General features: G+C 66.7%; 14 protein-coding genes. 10 read left to right on the top strand and 4 right to left on the bottom strand.

Annotated elements, in window-relative coordinates; all coding sequences use genetic code 11:
• Positions 1-22: 22 nt before the first annotated feature.
• The 10 genes from ACFPU0_RS23975 to ACFPU0_RS23930 all read left to right on the top strand — a co-directional run bounded on the left by ACFPU0_RS23975 (position 23) and on the right by ACFPU0_RS23930 (position 13,152).
• The gene (locus ACFPU0_RS23975) at positions 23-1,207 is read left to right on the top strand and encodes an HlyD family efflux transporter periplasmic adaptor subunit (RefSeq protein ID WP_377695787.1); all 1,185 of its coding nucleotides are present in this window, start codon (positions 23-25) and stop codon (positions 1,205-1,207) included.
• Positions 1,200-2,567: an alginate biosynthesis TPR repeat lipoprotein AlgK gene (gene algK, locus ACFPU0_RS23970; RefSeq protein ID WP_377695786.1), complete on the top strand. Its 1,368-nt coding sequence runs from the start codon at positions 1,200-1,202 to the stop codon at positions 2,565-2,567. The genes ACFPU0_RS23975 and algK overlap by 8 nt, the downstream gene beginning before the upstream one ends.
• A 54-nt stretch (positions 2,568-2,621) precedes the next feature.
• Positions 2,622-4,067 carry an alginate export family protein gene (locus ACFPU0_RS23965; protein WP_377695785.1) on the top strand — a complete coding sequence of 482 codons (1,446 nt, stop codon included), beginning with the start codon at positions 2,622-2,624 and terminating at the stop codon, positions 4,065-4,067.
• Between the two features lie 16 nt (positions 4,068-4,083).
• Positions 4,084-5,655, top strand: coding sequence for a mannuronan 5-epimerase AlgG (algG, locus tag ACFPU0_RS23960; protein WP_377695784.1), 1,572 nt, complete (start codon positions 4,084-4,086; stop codon positions 5,653-5,655).
• Between the two features lie 11 nt (positions 5,656-5,666).
• Positions 5,667-7,085 carry an alginate O-acetyltransferase gene (locus ACFPU0_RS23955; RefSeq protein ID WP_377695783.1) on the top strand — a complete coding sequence of 473 codons (1,419 nt, stop codon included), beginning with the start codon at positions 5,667-5,669 and terminating at the stop codon, positions 7,083-7,085.
• A gap of 7 nt (positions 7,086-7,092) precedes the next feature.
• Complete coding sequence (locus ACFPU0_RS23950; RefSeq protein WP_377695782.1) at positions 7,093-8,196, top strand: mannuronate-specific alginate lyase; 1,104 nt, start codon at positions 7,093-7,095, stop codon at positions 8,194-8,196.
• Between the two features lie 155 nt (positions 8,197-8,351).
• Complete coding sequence (locus ACFPU0_RS23945) at positions 8,352-9,821, top strand: MBOAT family O-acyltransferase (RefSeq protein WP_377695781.1); 1,470 nt, start codon at positions 8,352-8,354, stop codon at positions 9,819-9,821.
• Positions 9,822-9,830: 9 nt separating this feature from the next.
• Positions 9,831-11,006, top strand: coding sequence for an alginate O-acetyltransferase (locus ACFPU0_RS23940; protein ID WP_377695780.1), 1,176 nt, complete (start codon positions 9,831-9,833; stop codon positions 11,004-11,006).
• On the top strand, positions 11,003-11,662 hold the full coding sequence (locus ACFPU0_RS23935) for an alginate O-acetyltransferase AlgF (protein WP_377695779.1): 660 nt from the start codon (positions 11,003-11,005) through the stop codon (positions 11,660-11,662). Before ACFPU0_RS23940 ends, ACFPU0_RS23935 begins: the two co-directional genes overlap by 4 nt.
• Before the next feature lie 53 nt (positions 11,663-11,715).
• Complete coding sequence (locus ACFPU0_RS23930; protein ID WP_377695778.1) at positions 11,716-13,152, top strand: mannose-1-phosphate guanylyltransferase/mannose-6-phosphate isomerase; 1,437 nt, start codon at positions 11,716-11,718, stop codon at positions 13,150-13,152.
• Positions 13,153-13,457: 305 nt separating this feature from the next.
• Here the strand turns inward: ACFPU0_RS23930 and ACFPU0_RS23925 are convergent, their stop codons facing one another.
• The 4 genes from ACFPU0_RS23925 to ACFPU0_RS23910 form a co-directional block, all read right to left on the bottom strand.
• Positions 13,458-14,255, bottom strand: coding sequence for an SDR family NAD(P)-dependent oxidoreductase (locus ACFPU0_RS23925; protein ID WP_377695777.1), 798 nt, complete (start codon positions 14,253-14,255; stop codon positions 13,458-13,460).
• Between the two features lie 114 nt (positions 14,256-14,369).
• Complete coding sequence (gene tatA, locus ACFPU0_RS23920) at positions 14,370-14,618, bottom strand: twin-arginine translocase TatA/TatE family subunit (protein WP_377695776.1); 249 nt, start codon at positions 14,616-14,618, stop codon at positions 14,370-14,372.
• 63 nt (positions 14,619-14,681) lie between these two features.
• Positions 14,682-15,140, bottom strand: a complete 459-nt coding sequence (locus tag ACFPU0_RS23915; protein WP_377695775.1) for a nuclear transport factor 2 family protein — start codon at positions 15,138-15,140, stop codon at positions 14,682-14,684.
• 28 nt (positions 15,141-15,168) lie between these two features.
• Entirely contained in the window at positions 15,169-15,546 is a 378-nt protein-coding gene (locus ACFPU0_RS23910) for a c-type cytochrome (RefSeq protein ID WP_377695774.1), read from the bottom strand.
• Between the last annotated feature and the right edge of the window lie 25 nt (positions 15,547-15,571).

Here is a 15,571-nt window from a genome sequence, read left to right as displayed (position 1 = left end):
CCTATGGAGTAGGAAAACGTCCATGAACACCGCCATCGATGTCGTGCATGAATCGGAAATCCAGCGTCAGCATGCCCGGGTACGGATACCGGCGAAGATCCGCTTCGCCAGGAAGCAGCAGCCACCGATCGAGATCGCCCTGCAGGAGCTTTCGGCCGGTGGATTCAGCTTCGAGACCGACCGGCTGGCGATAACGGTGGGCGGTCACTACAAGGGCGAACTGGTATTCGCCATCGACAAGCTGGAGCTGGCCATGCCGGTGGAATTCCAGGTGCGCTCGATGACGCCGGGCGAGCGGGTCGGCTGCCAGTTCCACAACCTCGATCCCCGCGACATCGTCGCCCTGCGCCACCTGATCACGGCGCACCTTTCCGGCGAGCTGGTCAGCGTCGGCGAGATGCTGACCACCCTGCAGCGCAACAACTTCGGCACGGCACGCAAGGACAAGGTCCGGCCGGGCCTGGGCGTGGTCGGCCGCCTGCGGGCGTTGCTCCTCAGCCTGGCGGTGCTGGCCGTCGGCCTGGCCGCCTTCGCCTTCATCGGCAAGTCGCTGTACGACCTCTACTTCATCACCCATGCGCTGTCGGCCAAGGTCAGCGTGCCCAACGTGCAGGTGACCATGCCCCGCGAAGGCATCGTGCAAAGCCTGATCGGCGATGGCCACCAGGTGCGCAAGGGCATGCCCATCGCCACCTTCAACACCTCGATGCTGGAGCTGATCCGCGGCCAGTTGAACGACAACATCAAGCCGGCAGATATCGAGGAACTGCTGGGCCGGCAGATGAAAGGCACGCTGACCAGCCCCTGCGACTGCACCCTGGTGCGCCAACTGGTGGCCGACGGACAGTTCGCCAACAAGGGCGACGTGGTGTTCCAGCTCTCTCCCCGTGGCAGCCAGGCCAGCGTGGAAGCGCTGTTCCCCTACGCCAAGCTCAATGCCGTGCATCCCGGCAGCCACGTCAGCTTCGTGGTCGCCGGGGAAGACCGGGCGCGCGGCGGCAAGGTGGTCAGCAGCAACCTGAACCCCGCCGGCGACAACGACCTGACCGCCGACATCCGCGTGCAGATCCAGCCCGATCAGCCGCTGGACAACACCCTGGTCGGCCGGCCTGTGGAAGTCAGCGCCAGCCGTGGTCCCTCTTTCGTCTGGCTGATGGATGGAGTCACGAGCACCAGCGGACTCGTCGGAGAACTGAACCGTGAATAGCCCAAGATCATGCTGGCTGCTGCTCGGCGCGCTAGGCCTCGCCGGCTGCAGCGGCCTTCCGGACCAGCGCCTGGCCCAGGAAGCCATGGCCCGTGGCGATACCGGCACCGCCGAGCGGAACTATCGCCAGCTCGCCGACCTCGGCTATGCCGATGCCCAGGTGGGCCTCGCCGACATCCAGCTGGCGACCGGCGATCCGGCCCAGTTGCGCGCCGCCGAAGCGACCTATCGCCAGGCCGCTGCCAACTCGCCCCGAGCCGCCGCGCGCCTGGGCCGGCTGCTGGCCGGCAAGCCCGGAGCCAGCGAGGCCGAATATCGCGAAGCACAGACCCTGCTCAAGGACGCCATGGCCGCGGGCGAACGCAACACCGTGTTGCCGTTGGCCCTGCTCTACCTGGCACACCCGCAGAGCTTCCCCGAGGTCGATGCGCAGCGGCAGATAAGCCAGTGGCGCGCCGACGGCCTGCCCCAGGCGGACCTGGCCCAGGTGCTGCTGTACCGGGCCCAGGGCAGCTACGACCAGCACCTGGACGAGATCCAGCGCATCTGCGAAGCGCAACTGGCGGTGGAAGACACCTGCTATATCGAACTGGCCACGGTGTACCGGAAGCGCGGCCAGGCGCAGCGGAAGCAGGCGTTGATCGCCCGGCTGCAGGAGGCCTACCGCAGCGGCCAGGTACCGCCCCAGCGCCTCGACGCGGTGGCGCGGGTACTGACCGACCCCACCCTGGGCGCGCCCGACATGGATTCGGCCAAGGCCTTGCTGGAACCCATCGCCCAGACCTATCCGGAGGCCTGGGTCAGCCTGGCCCGCCTGATCTACGACGCCCCCGACCAGGGTGACACCGAGCAGATGCTGACCTACCTGGAACAGGGCCGCGCGGCCGGCTCGCCGCGCGCCGAACTGCTGCTCGGCAAGCTCTACTACGAGGGCAAGCTGGTGCCCATGGACCCGGCGAAGGCCGAGCAGCACCTGCTCAAGGCGGCGGCGACCGAGCTCAGCGCCAACTACTACCTGGGGCAGATCTATCGCCGTGGATTCCTCGGCCAGGTCTACCCGGACAAGGCGCTGGAACACCTGCTCCGCGCCGCACGCGGCGGCCATGCCAACGCCGACTACGCCCTGGCGCAGATGTTCAGCCAGGGCCGCGGCGTGCGTCCCGACCCGGTCAATGCCTATGTGTTCAGCCAGTTGGCGGTGCAAGCAGGCAGGCCCGAGGCGCCGGAGCTGGCGATGCAGTTGGAGCAGCAGCTTTCCCCCGTGCAGAGAACCGGTGCGCAGAAGCGGTTGGAGGAAGAGCGGCAGTTCAGAGGGGCTGGCACTATGCTAGGTGCTGCAGCACATGGGGAGCTGTTCTGACCGCCGGAGGGCCGTCGACAGTTCTAAAGACCTTCCGCCCAACTGGAACAGACCATGAAACTAGAACAATGGATCCGCGTTAGCCTGGCACTTCCGCTGATGTACGGCGCGCCTACCTGGGCGGCGTCGCCGGACAAACCATTCGGACTCGATGTGAAGGTCACCGCCCAGTCGGAAGATGATCGGGACCTGGGCACCCGCAATGGCGGCGACGTCAATGGTATCGGTATCGACGTGCGGCCCTGGGCCTATTTGCAGCGCGGCGACTGGAGCGCCTACGCCATGGCCCAGGCGGTGGCGGCCACCGACACCATCGAGACGGACCCCCTGCAGTCCCCCGACCTCGAAGGCGACACCGGCGGTAGCAGCAGCAACGATCGCCAGGCCGATGACAGCTACCTGGCCATGCGCGAGTTCTGGATCGGCTATTCCGGCCTGACCGCCTACCCCGGGGAGGAACTGCGCTTCGGCCGGCAGCGCCTGCGCAACGATGACAGCCTCTGGCGCGACACCAACATCGAGGCGCTGAACTGGACCTTCGACACCACCCTGCTGCGCGCCCACCTCGGCCTGGCCGAGCGTTTCTCCGATTACCGCACCGATATCGACGAACTGGCGCCGGAAGACGAAGACCGCCTGCACTTCTATGGCGACATCGCCACCCAGTGGACACCCGGCCACTGGGTGGGCCTGAACCTCCACCATAGCCGCGACGATGGCGACCTGCGCGACGCCGGCGAAGCGGTCGAGGAACTGGACAAGGACAGCACCGGCGACCTGACCTGGCTCGGCCTGCAGGCCAACAGCGATGCCTTCGACTGGCGCAACGAACACCAGCTGAACTACTGGGCCAGCCTGATCTGGCTGGATGGCGACCGCGACCAGTTGCTGACCACCGCCGGCCCCGGCGGCGAGACCATCGCCGCCGGCAAGCAGAGCGCCGATGTCAGCGCCTGGGGCACCGACCTCGGCCTGCGCTGGCGCTTCCACCCGAGCTGGCAGGCGGGTATCGCCTATGCGCGCGGCAGCGGCGGCGGCGATGACGGCGACGAGAACTTCCAGCAGACCGGCCTGGAGAGCAACCGCAACAGCTTCACCGGCACGCGCTCGCGGGTGCACCGTTTCGGCGAGGCTTTCCGTGGCGAGTTGAGCAACCTGCAGGTGGCGACCCTGTTCACCTCCTGGCAGCTGCGCGACGAGTATGACGCCAGTCTGGTCTACCACCGCTTCTGGCGCGTGGACGGCGACCAGCCCATCGGCGACAGCGGCGTCAACGCGGCGCTGGCCACCGATGACGAGGACATCGGCCAGGAGGTCGACCTGGTGCTGACCAAGTACTTCAAGGAAGGCCTGCTGCCCGACTCCATGAGCCAGGCGATCGACGAACCCTCCGCACTGGTGCGCTTGCGTGGTGGCCTGTTCTTCTCCGGCGATGCCTATGGCAGTGGCGTCGATTCGAAGATGCACCGGGCCCTCGTGGACGTGATCTGGCGCTTCTGACAGGAGGAATCCTGCAATGAACAGCCGGTGGCGCGCTTCCTGCTCCCTGGCCTCAGCCCTGCTGGTCAGCCTGCTGGCCGGCATCGCACTGGCCGCGCCACCGAGCCCCCCTCTCGCCGACAAGCCGGCCAAGGCCGGCGCAGCGGCCAGGACCTATGCCCTCAGCAGTCCACCGGAGGAAAGACTGGCCCTGAAGGCGCCCGAGTTGCCGGACCTGTCCGGCTACACCGCCAGCGCCGTGGCGGCGAAGATCCAGCGCGACAAGCCCGGCCGGATCAGCGTGCGGCGCATGTTGCAGCAACCCACCCTGAAGCACTTCATCGGCGGCAACAACCGCATGGGCGAATGGGTCAGGCGGCAGGGTGGCATGCCCCAGGCGATCTTCATCGAGGACGGCTACGCCACCCTCGCCACCCTGGCGCAGAAGCTGCCCCGCCAGTACTTCCGGGCTACCGCCGACGGGGTCTACCTGGCCCGCCTGCCGATCGTGGTGGCGCGCGGCGCGACCCTGCACATCGACCGTGCGACCCTGCGCCTGTCCCAGGAGCGCGGCGCATTCCTGGTCAACGACGGCAGGTTGTTCGTCACCGACAGCAGCATCATCGGCTGGCGCGAGGCGGCCAACGGCGCGGCCAGCTTCCGCCGGGACAGGGAGTTCCGCCCCTTCCTGCTGGCCTGGGGCGGCACCGAGACCTACGTGGTCGGGAGCCGGATCAGCCACCTCGGCTACAGCGGCGAGAAATCCTTCGGTTTCAGCATTTCCCAGTACACGCCCTCCATGAGCAAGCGCATGGGCCGCAAGCCTCCCACCGGCTGGCTGCTGGACTCGGAATTCAGCGAGCTGTGGTTCGGCTTCTACTGCTTCGGAGCCGACGACGTGGTGATCAAGGACAACACCTACCGCGACAACATCGTCTACGGCATCGACCCGCACGACCACTCGCGCCGGCTGATCATCGCCGGCAACAGCGTCCACGGGACGCGGGGCAAGCACGGCATCATCCTTTCCCGCGAGGTCAACGACAGCTGGATCTTCAACAACCAGGTGCATGACAACGCGCTCTCCGGCATCGTCCTCGACCGCGACAGCAGCAACACCCTGGTGGCCTACAACGACGTCTACCGCAACCGTTCCGATGGCATCACGCTCTACGAGAGCCCGGACAACCTGCTGTGGGGCAACCAGGTGGCAGGCAACACCCGCCACGGCATCCGCCTGCGCAACAGCGTGAACATCCGCCTGTACGAGAACCTCGTGGTCGGCAACGGCCTCTCCGGCGTGTACGGGCATATCAAGGACCTCGCCGACCAGCACCGCAACCTCAAGCTCGATCCCTACGAGACCAAGGTGTCCATGGTGCTGGTGGGCGGCCAGCTGGCCGGCAATGGCTCCGTCCCGCTGGTCATCGACTCGCCGCTGTCCCTCCAACTCTATCGGGTGGACATGGCCATGCCCGACAAGGCATCGGGCATCACCTTCAGCGGCATCCTGGGCGAGCGCCAGGAAGAAATATTCGATCTGCTGGTGCGCCAGCGGAAAGCCGTTCGAATCGACCTGGTGGACAGTCAGTCAGATCTTCAACCCTGAGGTTGACCGTCATGAACGCAAGCCAATCGATGCACCTTTCGCTGGCCCTGCTGCTGGCCACGGCAGCCGGCACGGCCCAGGCGCAGGGGCCGGTCTACCAGGCAGCGCCCTGCTGCAGCCTCTGTCCGGCGGCGCATGACGCCAGCCTGTACACCACCAACTACCAGAAGAATTTCATCACGCTGGTGCAAGCCCAGGGCGACTGGCTGTTCCGCACCGGCGAGGACCTGCGCACCGAATTCCAGACCTCGCCCGCCGGCTACCGCCGCCTGCAGCAGCTCCACGATGCCTTCCAGCGCAAGGGCATCGAACTGGTGGTGGTCTACCAGCCGACCCGTGGCCTGGTGAACCGCAACAAGCTCAAGCCGGCGGAACTGGCCAGCTTCGACTACCCGCGCGCCCTGGCCAACTACCGCGCCATGCTCGACCGCCTCCGCGGCCTGGGTTACCAGGTGCCCGACCTCTCGGTACTGGCGGGCGAGCAGGAAGAACATGCCTTCTACTTCCGCGGCGACCAGCACTGGACCCCCTACGGTGCGCAACGCACCGCCAGGCTGGTGGCCGAAACGGTCAAGCGGATGCCGGTCTACCAGGGCATTCCAAAGCGCGAGTTCGTCAGCAAGGTGGTCGGCCGCATGGGCAAGAAAGGCACCCTGCACAAAGTCGCCGGCCAGCTGTGCGGCAGCAGCTACGCCATCGAATACATGGACCAGTTCAGCACCGAACCCAAGGACGCCAGCGCCGGCGACGCGCTGTTCGGCGATGCCGGCGAGCCGCAGGTGTACCTCATCGGCACCAGCCACAGCGGCCCGAACTACAATTTCGCCGGCTTCCTCTCCGAGTACCTGGGCACCGAGGTGTACAACGCCGCCCTCCCCGGCGGCGGCCTGGAAGGCGCCATGCTGCAACTGCTGGGCAGCAAGGAGTTTCTCGAGCATCCACCGAAGATCCTCATCTGGGAATTCTCGCCGCTCTACAACCTCGACCAGGAAAGCACCTACCGGCAACTCTTCGCCATGCTCGACAACGGCTGCGAGGGCAAGCCGGCGGTGCTGTCGGCCCGCACCCGCCTGCGCCCGGGGAACAACGAAGTGCTGGTCAACGGCAGCGGCGGCCTGAAGGACGTGCGCAACGACCGCTACCAGGTGGATGTGCGCTTCGCCGACCCTTCGGTGAAAACCATGCAGGCCACCATCTGGCACCTCAATGGCCGTCGCGAGACGCTGAAGCTCGACAAGCCCAAGGCAGTGGACACCGATGGCCGCTTCGCCTTCGAGCTGCGTACCGACCGCGACTGGGCCGGCATGACCCTGCTTTCCCTGGAGCTGCAAGGCCCACCGGCGGGCAGCCCGCCGCAGGATGTCGAGGTCAGGGTATGCCAGCGCAATGACAGCGCCCCGTCGCAGCAGACGGCCCGGGCCGCCCCCTGAGCACGGGATGATGCGCGCACGCGGCCTGCTGCTCCTCCTTTCCGGGCTCCTGCTCGTCCCGGCGGCGGCGAGCGCCGGCCTGGTGCCGCCGCCCGGCTACTACGCCCCCGTCGAGAAGGAACGCGAGGCCGAGCCGCGCCAGTGCGACCAGGAAACACCCGAGCCCTATACCGAAGCCCTGGTGTTCCGCAGCAAGTACGAAGGCTCGGACAAGGCACGCGCGACCCTCAATCGCGAAGCCGAGAAGGCGTTCCGCGAGAAGACCAAACCGATCAACGACCTGGAACGGGGCGTCAACAAGCAGGTGATGCGCTACATGCGCGACGGCAAGCCCGAGAGCCTGCAGTGCACCCTGGAGTGGCTCGACGCCTGGGCCGGTGCCGGTGCGCTGCTGTCCACCGAGTTCAACCACACCGGCAAGTCCATGCGCAAATGGGCCCTGGGCAGCCTGGCCGCGGCCTGGCTGCGGCTGAAGTTCTCCAGCTCGCGGCCCCTCGCCCCCTACGGCCAGCAGAGCCGGCGGATCGAGGACTGGTTCACCCGGCTGGCCGAGCAGACGGTCATGGACTGGAGCGACCTGCCGCTCAAAGAGATAAACAACCACTCCTACTGGGCCGCCTGGTCGGTCATGGCCGCCGCGGTGGTGAGCGACCGCCGCGACCTGTTCGACTGGTCGGTGCGGCAGTTCCGGGTCGCCGCGGGCCAGGTCGACGACCAGGGCTTCCTGCCCAACGAGCTTAGGCGCCAGCAACGCGCCCTGACCTATCACAACTACAGCCTGCCGCCGCTGGCGATGGTCGCGGCCTTCGCCCAGGCCAATGGCGTCGACCTGCGCGCCGAGCACGACGCGGCGCTGCGCCGGCTGGCCGAGCGGGTGATGCAAGGCATCGCAGACCCGACCGCATTCGCCGACAAGACGGGCAAGGAACAGAACGTCTCCGAGCTCGAGGAGCACGGCAAGTTCTCCTGGCTGGAGCCCTACTGCACGCTCTATCGCTGCAGCGAGGCGACGCTCAAGTGGAAACGGTCCATGCAGCCGTTCCGCAACTTCCGCCTCGGCGGTGACCTGACCCGGCTGTTCGATCCCAAGGCAAAGGAGAACAAAGGCTGATACCGCCGGCGCTGCGCATGGCGGGCGCAGCGGGTGGCGGGGATATCCAGGCGGTAACCCGATCGCACCTAGAAGCGGCGGGCGCGGCACCTTGAACCAGGGGAGAAACGGGTGGGCCGCAAGGCCCTGACAGTTCTTCTATGGAGGAAACGCCGATGGTGTTTTCATCCAACGTGTTCCTGTTCCTGTTCCTGCCAATCTTCCTCGGCTTGTACTACCTGAGCGGGCAGCGTTATCACAACCTGTTGCTGCTGGCCGCCAGCTACCTGTTCTACGCCTGGTGGCGGGTGGATTTCCTCGCCCTGTTCGCCCTGGTCACGCTGTTCAACTACTGGATCGGCCTGCGCATAGGCGCCGCCGGGGTGCGCACCAGGCCAGCACGGCACTGGTTGACCCTCGCAGTGGTGGTGGACCTGTGCATCCTCGGCTACTTCAAGTACGCCAACTTCGGCGTCGACAGCCTCAACGCCATCATCACCAGCTTCGGCATGGCACCCTTCGTGCTCACCCACATCCTGCTGCCCATCGGCATCTCGTTCTACATCTTCGAGTCCATCAGCTACATCATCGACGTCTACCGCGGCGACACCCCGGCGACCCACAGGCTGGTGGACTTCGCCGCCTTCGTGGCGATCTTCCCGCACCTGATCGCCGGCCCGGTGCTGCGTTTTCGCGACCTTTCCGGCCAGTTCCACCAGCGCACCCACAACCTCGACAAGTTCGCCGAGGGCTGCACCCGCTTCATGCAGGGCTTCATCAAGAAGGTCTTCATCGCCGATACCCTGGCGCCGCTGGTGGCCCATTGCTTCGCCCTGGAAAACCCCAGCGCCGCCGATGCCTGGCTGGGTGCCCTGGCCTACACCGCGCAGCTGTACTTCGACTTCTCCGGTTACAGCGACATGGCCATCGGCCTCGGCCTGATGATGGGTTTCCGCTTCCTGGAGAACTTCAAGCAGCCCTACATCAGCCAGTCCATCAGCGAATTCTGGCGGCGCTGGCACATCAGCCTGTCCACCTGGCTGCGGGACTACCTGTACATCAGCCTGGGCGGCAACCGCGGCACCACCTTCCAGACCTACCGCAACCTGATCCTCACCATGCTGCTGGGCGGCCTGTGGCACGGCGCCAACTTCACCTTCGTCATCTGGGGCGCCTGGCACGGCATCTGGCTGGCCATCGAGCGCGCCCGCGAGGTGGACGCCGCGCCGCGCCGCTTCAACCCGCTGAAGTGGGCCTTCACCTTCCTGCTGGTGATCCTCGGCTGGGTGCTGTTCCGCGCCGAGAACCTGGAGGTCGCCGGCCGCATGTACCAGGCGATGTTCGGCTTCAGCGGCTGGTGGCTGTCGGAACTCGGCCAGGTGGGCATCACCGACCTGCAACTGGTCACGCTGGTGATCGCCTACCTCTGTCTGGCGCTGTTCGGCCTCCACGACTTCTACACCCGGCCGCTGGCCCATGGCGCACCCGGGGTGGCGGCAGATGCGCCGCCAGCACCCGCCCGGGGCGGGCAGGCCCTGGCCTGGATAGGCAGGGTGCAGCACCCGCTGCTGCTCCTGCTGTTCTGCGCCTCGGTCCTGAAGCTCTCGGCGCAGAGCTACTCGCCATTCCTGTACTTCCAGTTCTGAGGTGGCGTCATGAGCCCACTGTCCCGCAACACCTACATCGCCCTGTTCCTCGGCCTCCTGCTCGGCCTGGGCGCCTGGTCGGTGCGCGCGTTCGTGGACCTCGGCCTGCCAGCCGACGCCACCCTGCACGACGGCAAGCTGGCCAAGGCGGTGGAGAACCACTACGACGCCGAGTTCCCCTTGAAGCGCCTGGGCACCAATCTCTGGGCCGCGCTCGACTACAGCCTGTTCGGCGAAGGCCGGCCGGGGGTGGTGCTGGGCAGGCACGGCTGGCTGTTCAGCGACGAGGAGTTCAACCCCCAGCCCCGCGGCGAGCAGCAGATCGGGGCCAACCTGCAACTCATCCGCGGCATCGACCAGCAGCTCAGCGAACGCGGCGTGAGACTGCTGCTGGTGATAGTCCCGGCAAAAGCCCGCCTGTACCCGGAATACCTGGCCGAGGCGAAACCCACCCGGCAGCAGCGCGACCTGTATCGGCGGCTGCATCAGGCGGCTCAGCATGCCGACATCGTCGCCCCCGACCTGCTGGCGAGCCTGCTGAAGGAAAAGCCCAGCGGGCAGCTGTTCCTGCGCACCGATACCCACTGGACGCCCCACGGCGCCGAACTGGTCGCTCGCGAAGTGGCGCATGCGCTGCAACGCAACGGGCCGCCGCTGGGCGAGCGACAAGGGTTCGCCACCGAACCCTCCGCCAGCAGGTCGTACCTGGGCGACCTGGCGAAGTTCCTGCCGCTGGACCCACTGTTCAGCGGCCTGCTACCGCCGCCCGACCGCCTCCAGCCACGAATCACCCACGCCCTCGCGGCGACTCGGCAGGACGCCTCGGCGGCCCTGTTCGCAGAGGTCCGCATTCCGGTTGCCCTGGTCGGGACCAGCTACAGCGACGACCCCGCCTGGAACTTTTCCGGCGCCCTGCGCCAGGCCCTTGGCAGCGACGTGCTGGACTTCGCCGAAAGCGGGCACGGGCCGCTACCGCCGATGCTCAAGTACCTGCAAACCGGCGCGTTCCGGGACTCCCCGCCGCAATGGGTGATCTGGGAGTTCCCCGAACGCTATCTGCCGATGTCGCCCGACCTGAGCCAGTTCGACGCGACCTGGATCGCCCGGCTGGTAGCCGCCGGGTCGAGCGGGCAACACCGCGCCATTACCGCCGAATCCGCATCACCAGGGAGAAACCACCCATGAAACCGATCGCTCACGCACCTCACCGCATCCACCTGCTCGCCACCGGCGCGCTGCTGCTCGCCAGCCTGGGCACCTGGCAGGCCCGGGCCGACGACGCCGCCCTCTACGGTCCCGCCGCGCCCAAGGGATCGACCTTCGTTCGCCTGTACAACGCCAGCAACGAGGAAGTCAGCGCCAATGTCGGCAGCGCCAGGCTGGAGGATGTAGGCCCTCAGTCCAGCACCGAATTCAGCTTCCTGCCCGGCGGCAGCTACAACGCCAGGGTCGGCGCCCAGAGCGTGCCGGTGCAGCTTGACCCGAACCGTTACTACACCCTGGTCAACCTGCCCGGCGGCCAGCCCCGGCTGGTGGAAGAGAAGCCCTACCAGAACAAGCAGAAGGCCCTGCTGCGGGTACAGAACCTCAGTGACACGCCACTCACCGTGAAGACCGCCGATGGCAAGACGCCGGTGGTGGAGAACGTCGCGCCGCAAAGCTCCGGCGACCGCGAGATCAACCCGGTCAAGGTCAACCTCGCGCTGTTCGCCGGCGAGCGCAAGGTCAGCGACCTCAAGCCGGTCGCCTTCAGCCGCGGCGAGGTCGTCTGCCTGTACGTCACCGGCAATACCGGAAGGCTCGCGCCGGTCTGGGTCAAGCGCCCGGCGTCCAGCGACTGAAGCTTGCGCACCCCGGGTGCAGCACGCTCAAGCAACCAGCAGGAGAAAACATCATGACTCCCGTCGTCCTCTCAGGTGGTAGCGGCTCAAGGTTGTGGCCGCTCTCGCGCCGCCAGTTCCCCAAGCAGTTCCTCGCCCTCACCGGCGAGCGCACGCTGTTCCAGCAGACCCTCGAACGCCTGAGGCTCGACGGCATGCAGGCTCCCATCCTGGTCTGCAACAAGGACCACCGCTTCATCGTCCGGGAACAGCTCGACGCACTGCAGCTCGCGCCCCGGGTGATCCTGCTCGAACCCTTCGGCCGCAACACCGCGCCGGCGGTGGCCATCGCCGCCATGCAGTTGCTCAACGAGGGCCGTGACGAGCTGCTGCTGGTACTGCCCTCCGACCATGTACTGGAAAACCCGGAGGCCTTCCAGCGGGCCCTGGCACTGGCCGCCGACGCTGCCGAGCAAGGCGAGCTGGTGCTGTTCGGCGTGCCGGCGACCCGGCCGGAAACCGGCTACGGCTACATTCGCCATGAGCCGGACCCCCGGCTGCCGGAAGGGGTCAGCCGCGTCGCCCGGTTCGTCGAGAAACCGGACGAGGAAACCGCGCGCCAGTACCTGGCCTCCGGCGACTACCTGTGGAACAGCGGCATGTTCCTGTTCCGCGCCAGCCGCTACCTCGAGGAATTGCGGAAGCACGATTCCGACATCCACGAGACCTGCCGGCAGGCCCTGGAGCGCAGCAGTCATCAGGACGACCATATCGACATCGACGAAGCCACCTTCGCCTGCTGCCCGGAGAACTCCATCGACTACGCGGTGATGGAGAAGACCGAGCGCGCCTGCGTGGTACCGCTGGACGCCGGCTGGAGCGACGTCGGCTGCTGGTCGTCGATCTGGGACGTGCACGAGAAGGATGACGACGGCAATGTCATCAAGGGGGACGTGGTGGTGCAGGACAGCCACAACTGCCTGGTGCACGGCAACGGCAAGCTGGTGTCGATCATCGGCCTGGATGACGTCGTGGTGGTGGAAACCAAGGATGCCATCATGGTCGCGCGCAAGGACCGCGTGCAGGAGGTCAAGCAACTGGTGGAAAAACTCACGGGCATGGGCCGCTGCGAGACCGAGAACCACTGCCAGGTCTACCGGCCCTGGGGTTCCTACGACTCGGTGGACACCGGCGGGCGCTTCCAGGTCAAGCACATCACCGTCAAGCCCGGCGGCCAGCTGTCGCTGCAGATGCACCACCACCGTGCCGAGCACTGGATAGTGGTCTCGGGCACCGCCCAGGTGACCTGCGACGACAAGGTATTCCTGCTCACCGAGAACCAGTCCACCGACATTCCCATCACCTCGGTCCACCGTCTGTCCAATCCCGGCAAGATCCCGCTGGTGCTGATCGAGGTGCAGACCGGCAGCTACCTGGGCGAGGACGACATCACGCGGCTGGACGACGTCTATGGCCGCGGCGAGGAACACGACACCTCGGGCACGCATTGAAGGCGGCGCCGACCGCCTTGATGGGTATCGCTTCGCTCTAGCGGAGCGCCGCCCGCCCCATCCTACAAAGCGCATTCCCCGTAGGATGGTGTAGAGCGAAGCGAAACCCATCGATCCGTTATCGCAGTGCCGTAGCCCGTGGGAGCGAATTCATTCGCGAGAAGGATTGGCTCCGAGCCGGCCGATGGCTTCCCTCACCCCAACCCTCTCCCGGAGGGAGAGGGGGCAGTCCGTGCAACCCCCGAGGGTCTGCGCGCTTCCTGTAAGGGCCGATTCATTCGCCCGGCCTTCGGCTTCCTGGGCGCTTACGCCTTGTAGCGCGCAGCGGCCCTGGACAGGGACAGGTTCGGCGCCATGTGGAAGCGCGCGGCGGTGAAGCGCTCCCAGTCGGCCTTGTCCGGCAATGCGGGAATGGTCACCAGCTCGCCCTGGTCCAGGCCGGCCAGCGCAGCGTCCACCATCTCGCCCACGTCCATGAGGATTTCCTGGGGGATGTTCTCGATGCCGGTGCCCGAGCGCTCCCAGATCTCGGTACGGGTCGCCCCCGGCAGCACCACTTGCACGCGCACGCCCTTGTCCCCCACTTCCTTGTTCAGCGACTGGCTGAGGTTGAGTACATAGGCCTTGGTGCCGCTGTAGGTGCCGTTGAACATTTCCGGGGCCAGGGCCAGCACCGAGGCGATGTTGATCAGGGTGCCGCGCCCCTGGGCGACGAAGTTGGCGGCGGCCGCCGCGGCCAGGTGGGTCACGGCCACCACGTTGAGCTGGATCATGGCGTCGAAACGGTCCAGGTCGGTATCCAGCAGGCTGCCGCTGAGGGCCACGCCGGCGTTGTTCACCAGCGTGCTGATGGCGGGATCGCTGCGCAGGCGCTGGGCCACGCGATTCAGGTCGGCCCTGTCGGTGAGGTCGGCCTTCAGCACTTCCACCTGCACCCCATGCTGCTCGTGCAACTGGGCCGCCAGGGCTTCCAGGCGCTCCAGGTCACGGGCGACCAGCAGCAGGTCGTGGCCTCGCTCCGCCAGGCGCTTGGCATAGGTGGCACCGATGCCGGTGGACGCGCCGGTGATCAGGGCAACGCCTTGGTGCTTCTGTTCGCTCATGGTTCTGTCTCCAGGGAAAGGGCTCGGGAATCCGAGCGTCTGACTTAAATTACACACGTAATATTATGAGCGCAATATAGCTCATACCACCACTCGTCGCCCCGTTGAACCACTTCAACCCCTTTGCGAGGATGCCGGTACCTCGGCACCAGGGGTGGACGCCTGCGCCACCGTCTGGCCAATGGCGGGCGACGGGGCCGGCACCTCCGGCGGGCTGTCCGCCGCCTCCGGGCCCATGCTCCGGCGAAAGCCCTTGATGGCCTCGCCCAGGTCCGGGCCGAGGGTCTTGAGGCGCTTGCTGCCGAATAGCAGGACGGCGACGACGATGATGACCAGCCAGTGCTTCCAGTCGGTGATACCCATGTGTTTCTCCTCGCGGGAAAGTCGGATGAGGCGGGCGTTCGCCGGGAACGCCCGCCCGCGCCCTCAGCGGTTCAGCCAGGGATAGCGCGCGGTGTCGCGGCCGCCGTAGTCGGGGTCGAGGTAGATGAAACAGCGCTGGATCTTCCAGTCGCGGATCTCGAACACGTCGCACCAGCACCCCGCCCCCCAGCTCGGCACGCCGGCGCGCCAGGGGCCGTCGACATGCTCGCCGAAGCTGGTGCCTTCGCAGACCACCAGGTCGGAGCCGGAAAAGATCCAGTTGAAGTGCGAGTAATCATGGGTGATCGACTTCAGGCGGCCGCCGAGGTCGCCGAACATCCGGCCGATCTGCTCGCGGCCGGTGGCCAGGCCCCATTTGGGGAACAGCACCTGGGCGTCCTCGGCGAAGAGGTCGAGGATGCTGCCGCCAGTGGAGGTGATGCCGCCATTGTCGAAGGCTTTCAGGTATTCCAGGGCGACCGACTTGCGCTGCTCGTCGGTCATGGTCTGTGTGCTCAGCATGGGAATCTCCCGGTTGGCGATGAAAGGGTCAGTGCAGGGACTGGACGTACTGGATGATCCGCGCGCGCTTGGCCGGGTCGTCCTGGAAGTAGGTCATGGCATTGCCCGGTGCCACGGCCTGGGTGTCGGCCAGCCAGGCATCGAGCAGCTGGTTGTCCCAGGTCTTGTCGGCCATGGCCTGGCGGAAGCCCTCGGAGTAGGTGAAACCGGCCGCGCTGCCCGCCTTGCGGCCGATCAGCCCGTACAGGTTCGGGCCCTGGCCATGGGGTTCGCCCTGCTTGAAGGTGTGGCAGACCGCGCAGTGGTTGCTGGTCAGCTTTGCGGCCAGGGCCAGGTCGTCGGCCTGGGCCACGCCGACGGTGAGCAGCAGGCCCAGGGCCAGCTCGCGCTTGAAGGGGTATCGCATGGTGATTGCCTCGCGGAAGTGGCGG

It is taken from the genome of Pseudomonas sp. GCM10022186 (assembly GCF_042656385.1).
In the GTDB taxonomy this organism is placed as follows: Bacteria; Pseudomonadota; Gammaproteobacteria; order Pseudomonadales; family Pseudomonadaceae; genus Metapseudomonas.
The sequence above is the reverse complement of the archived record's forward strand: the minus strand, read 5'-3'. Positions and strand labels throughout refer to the sequence as shown.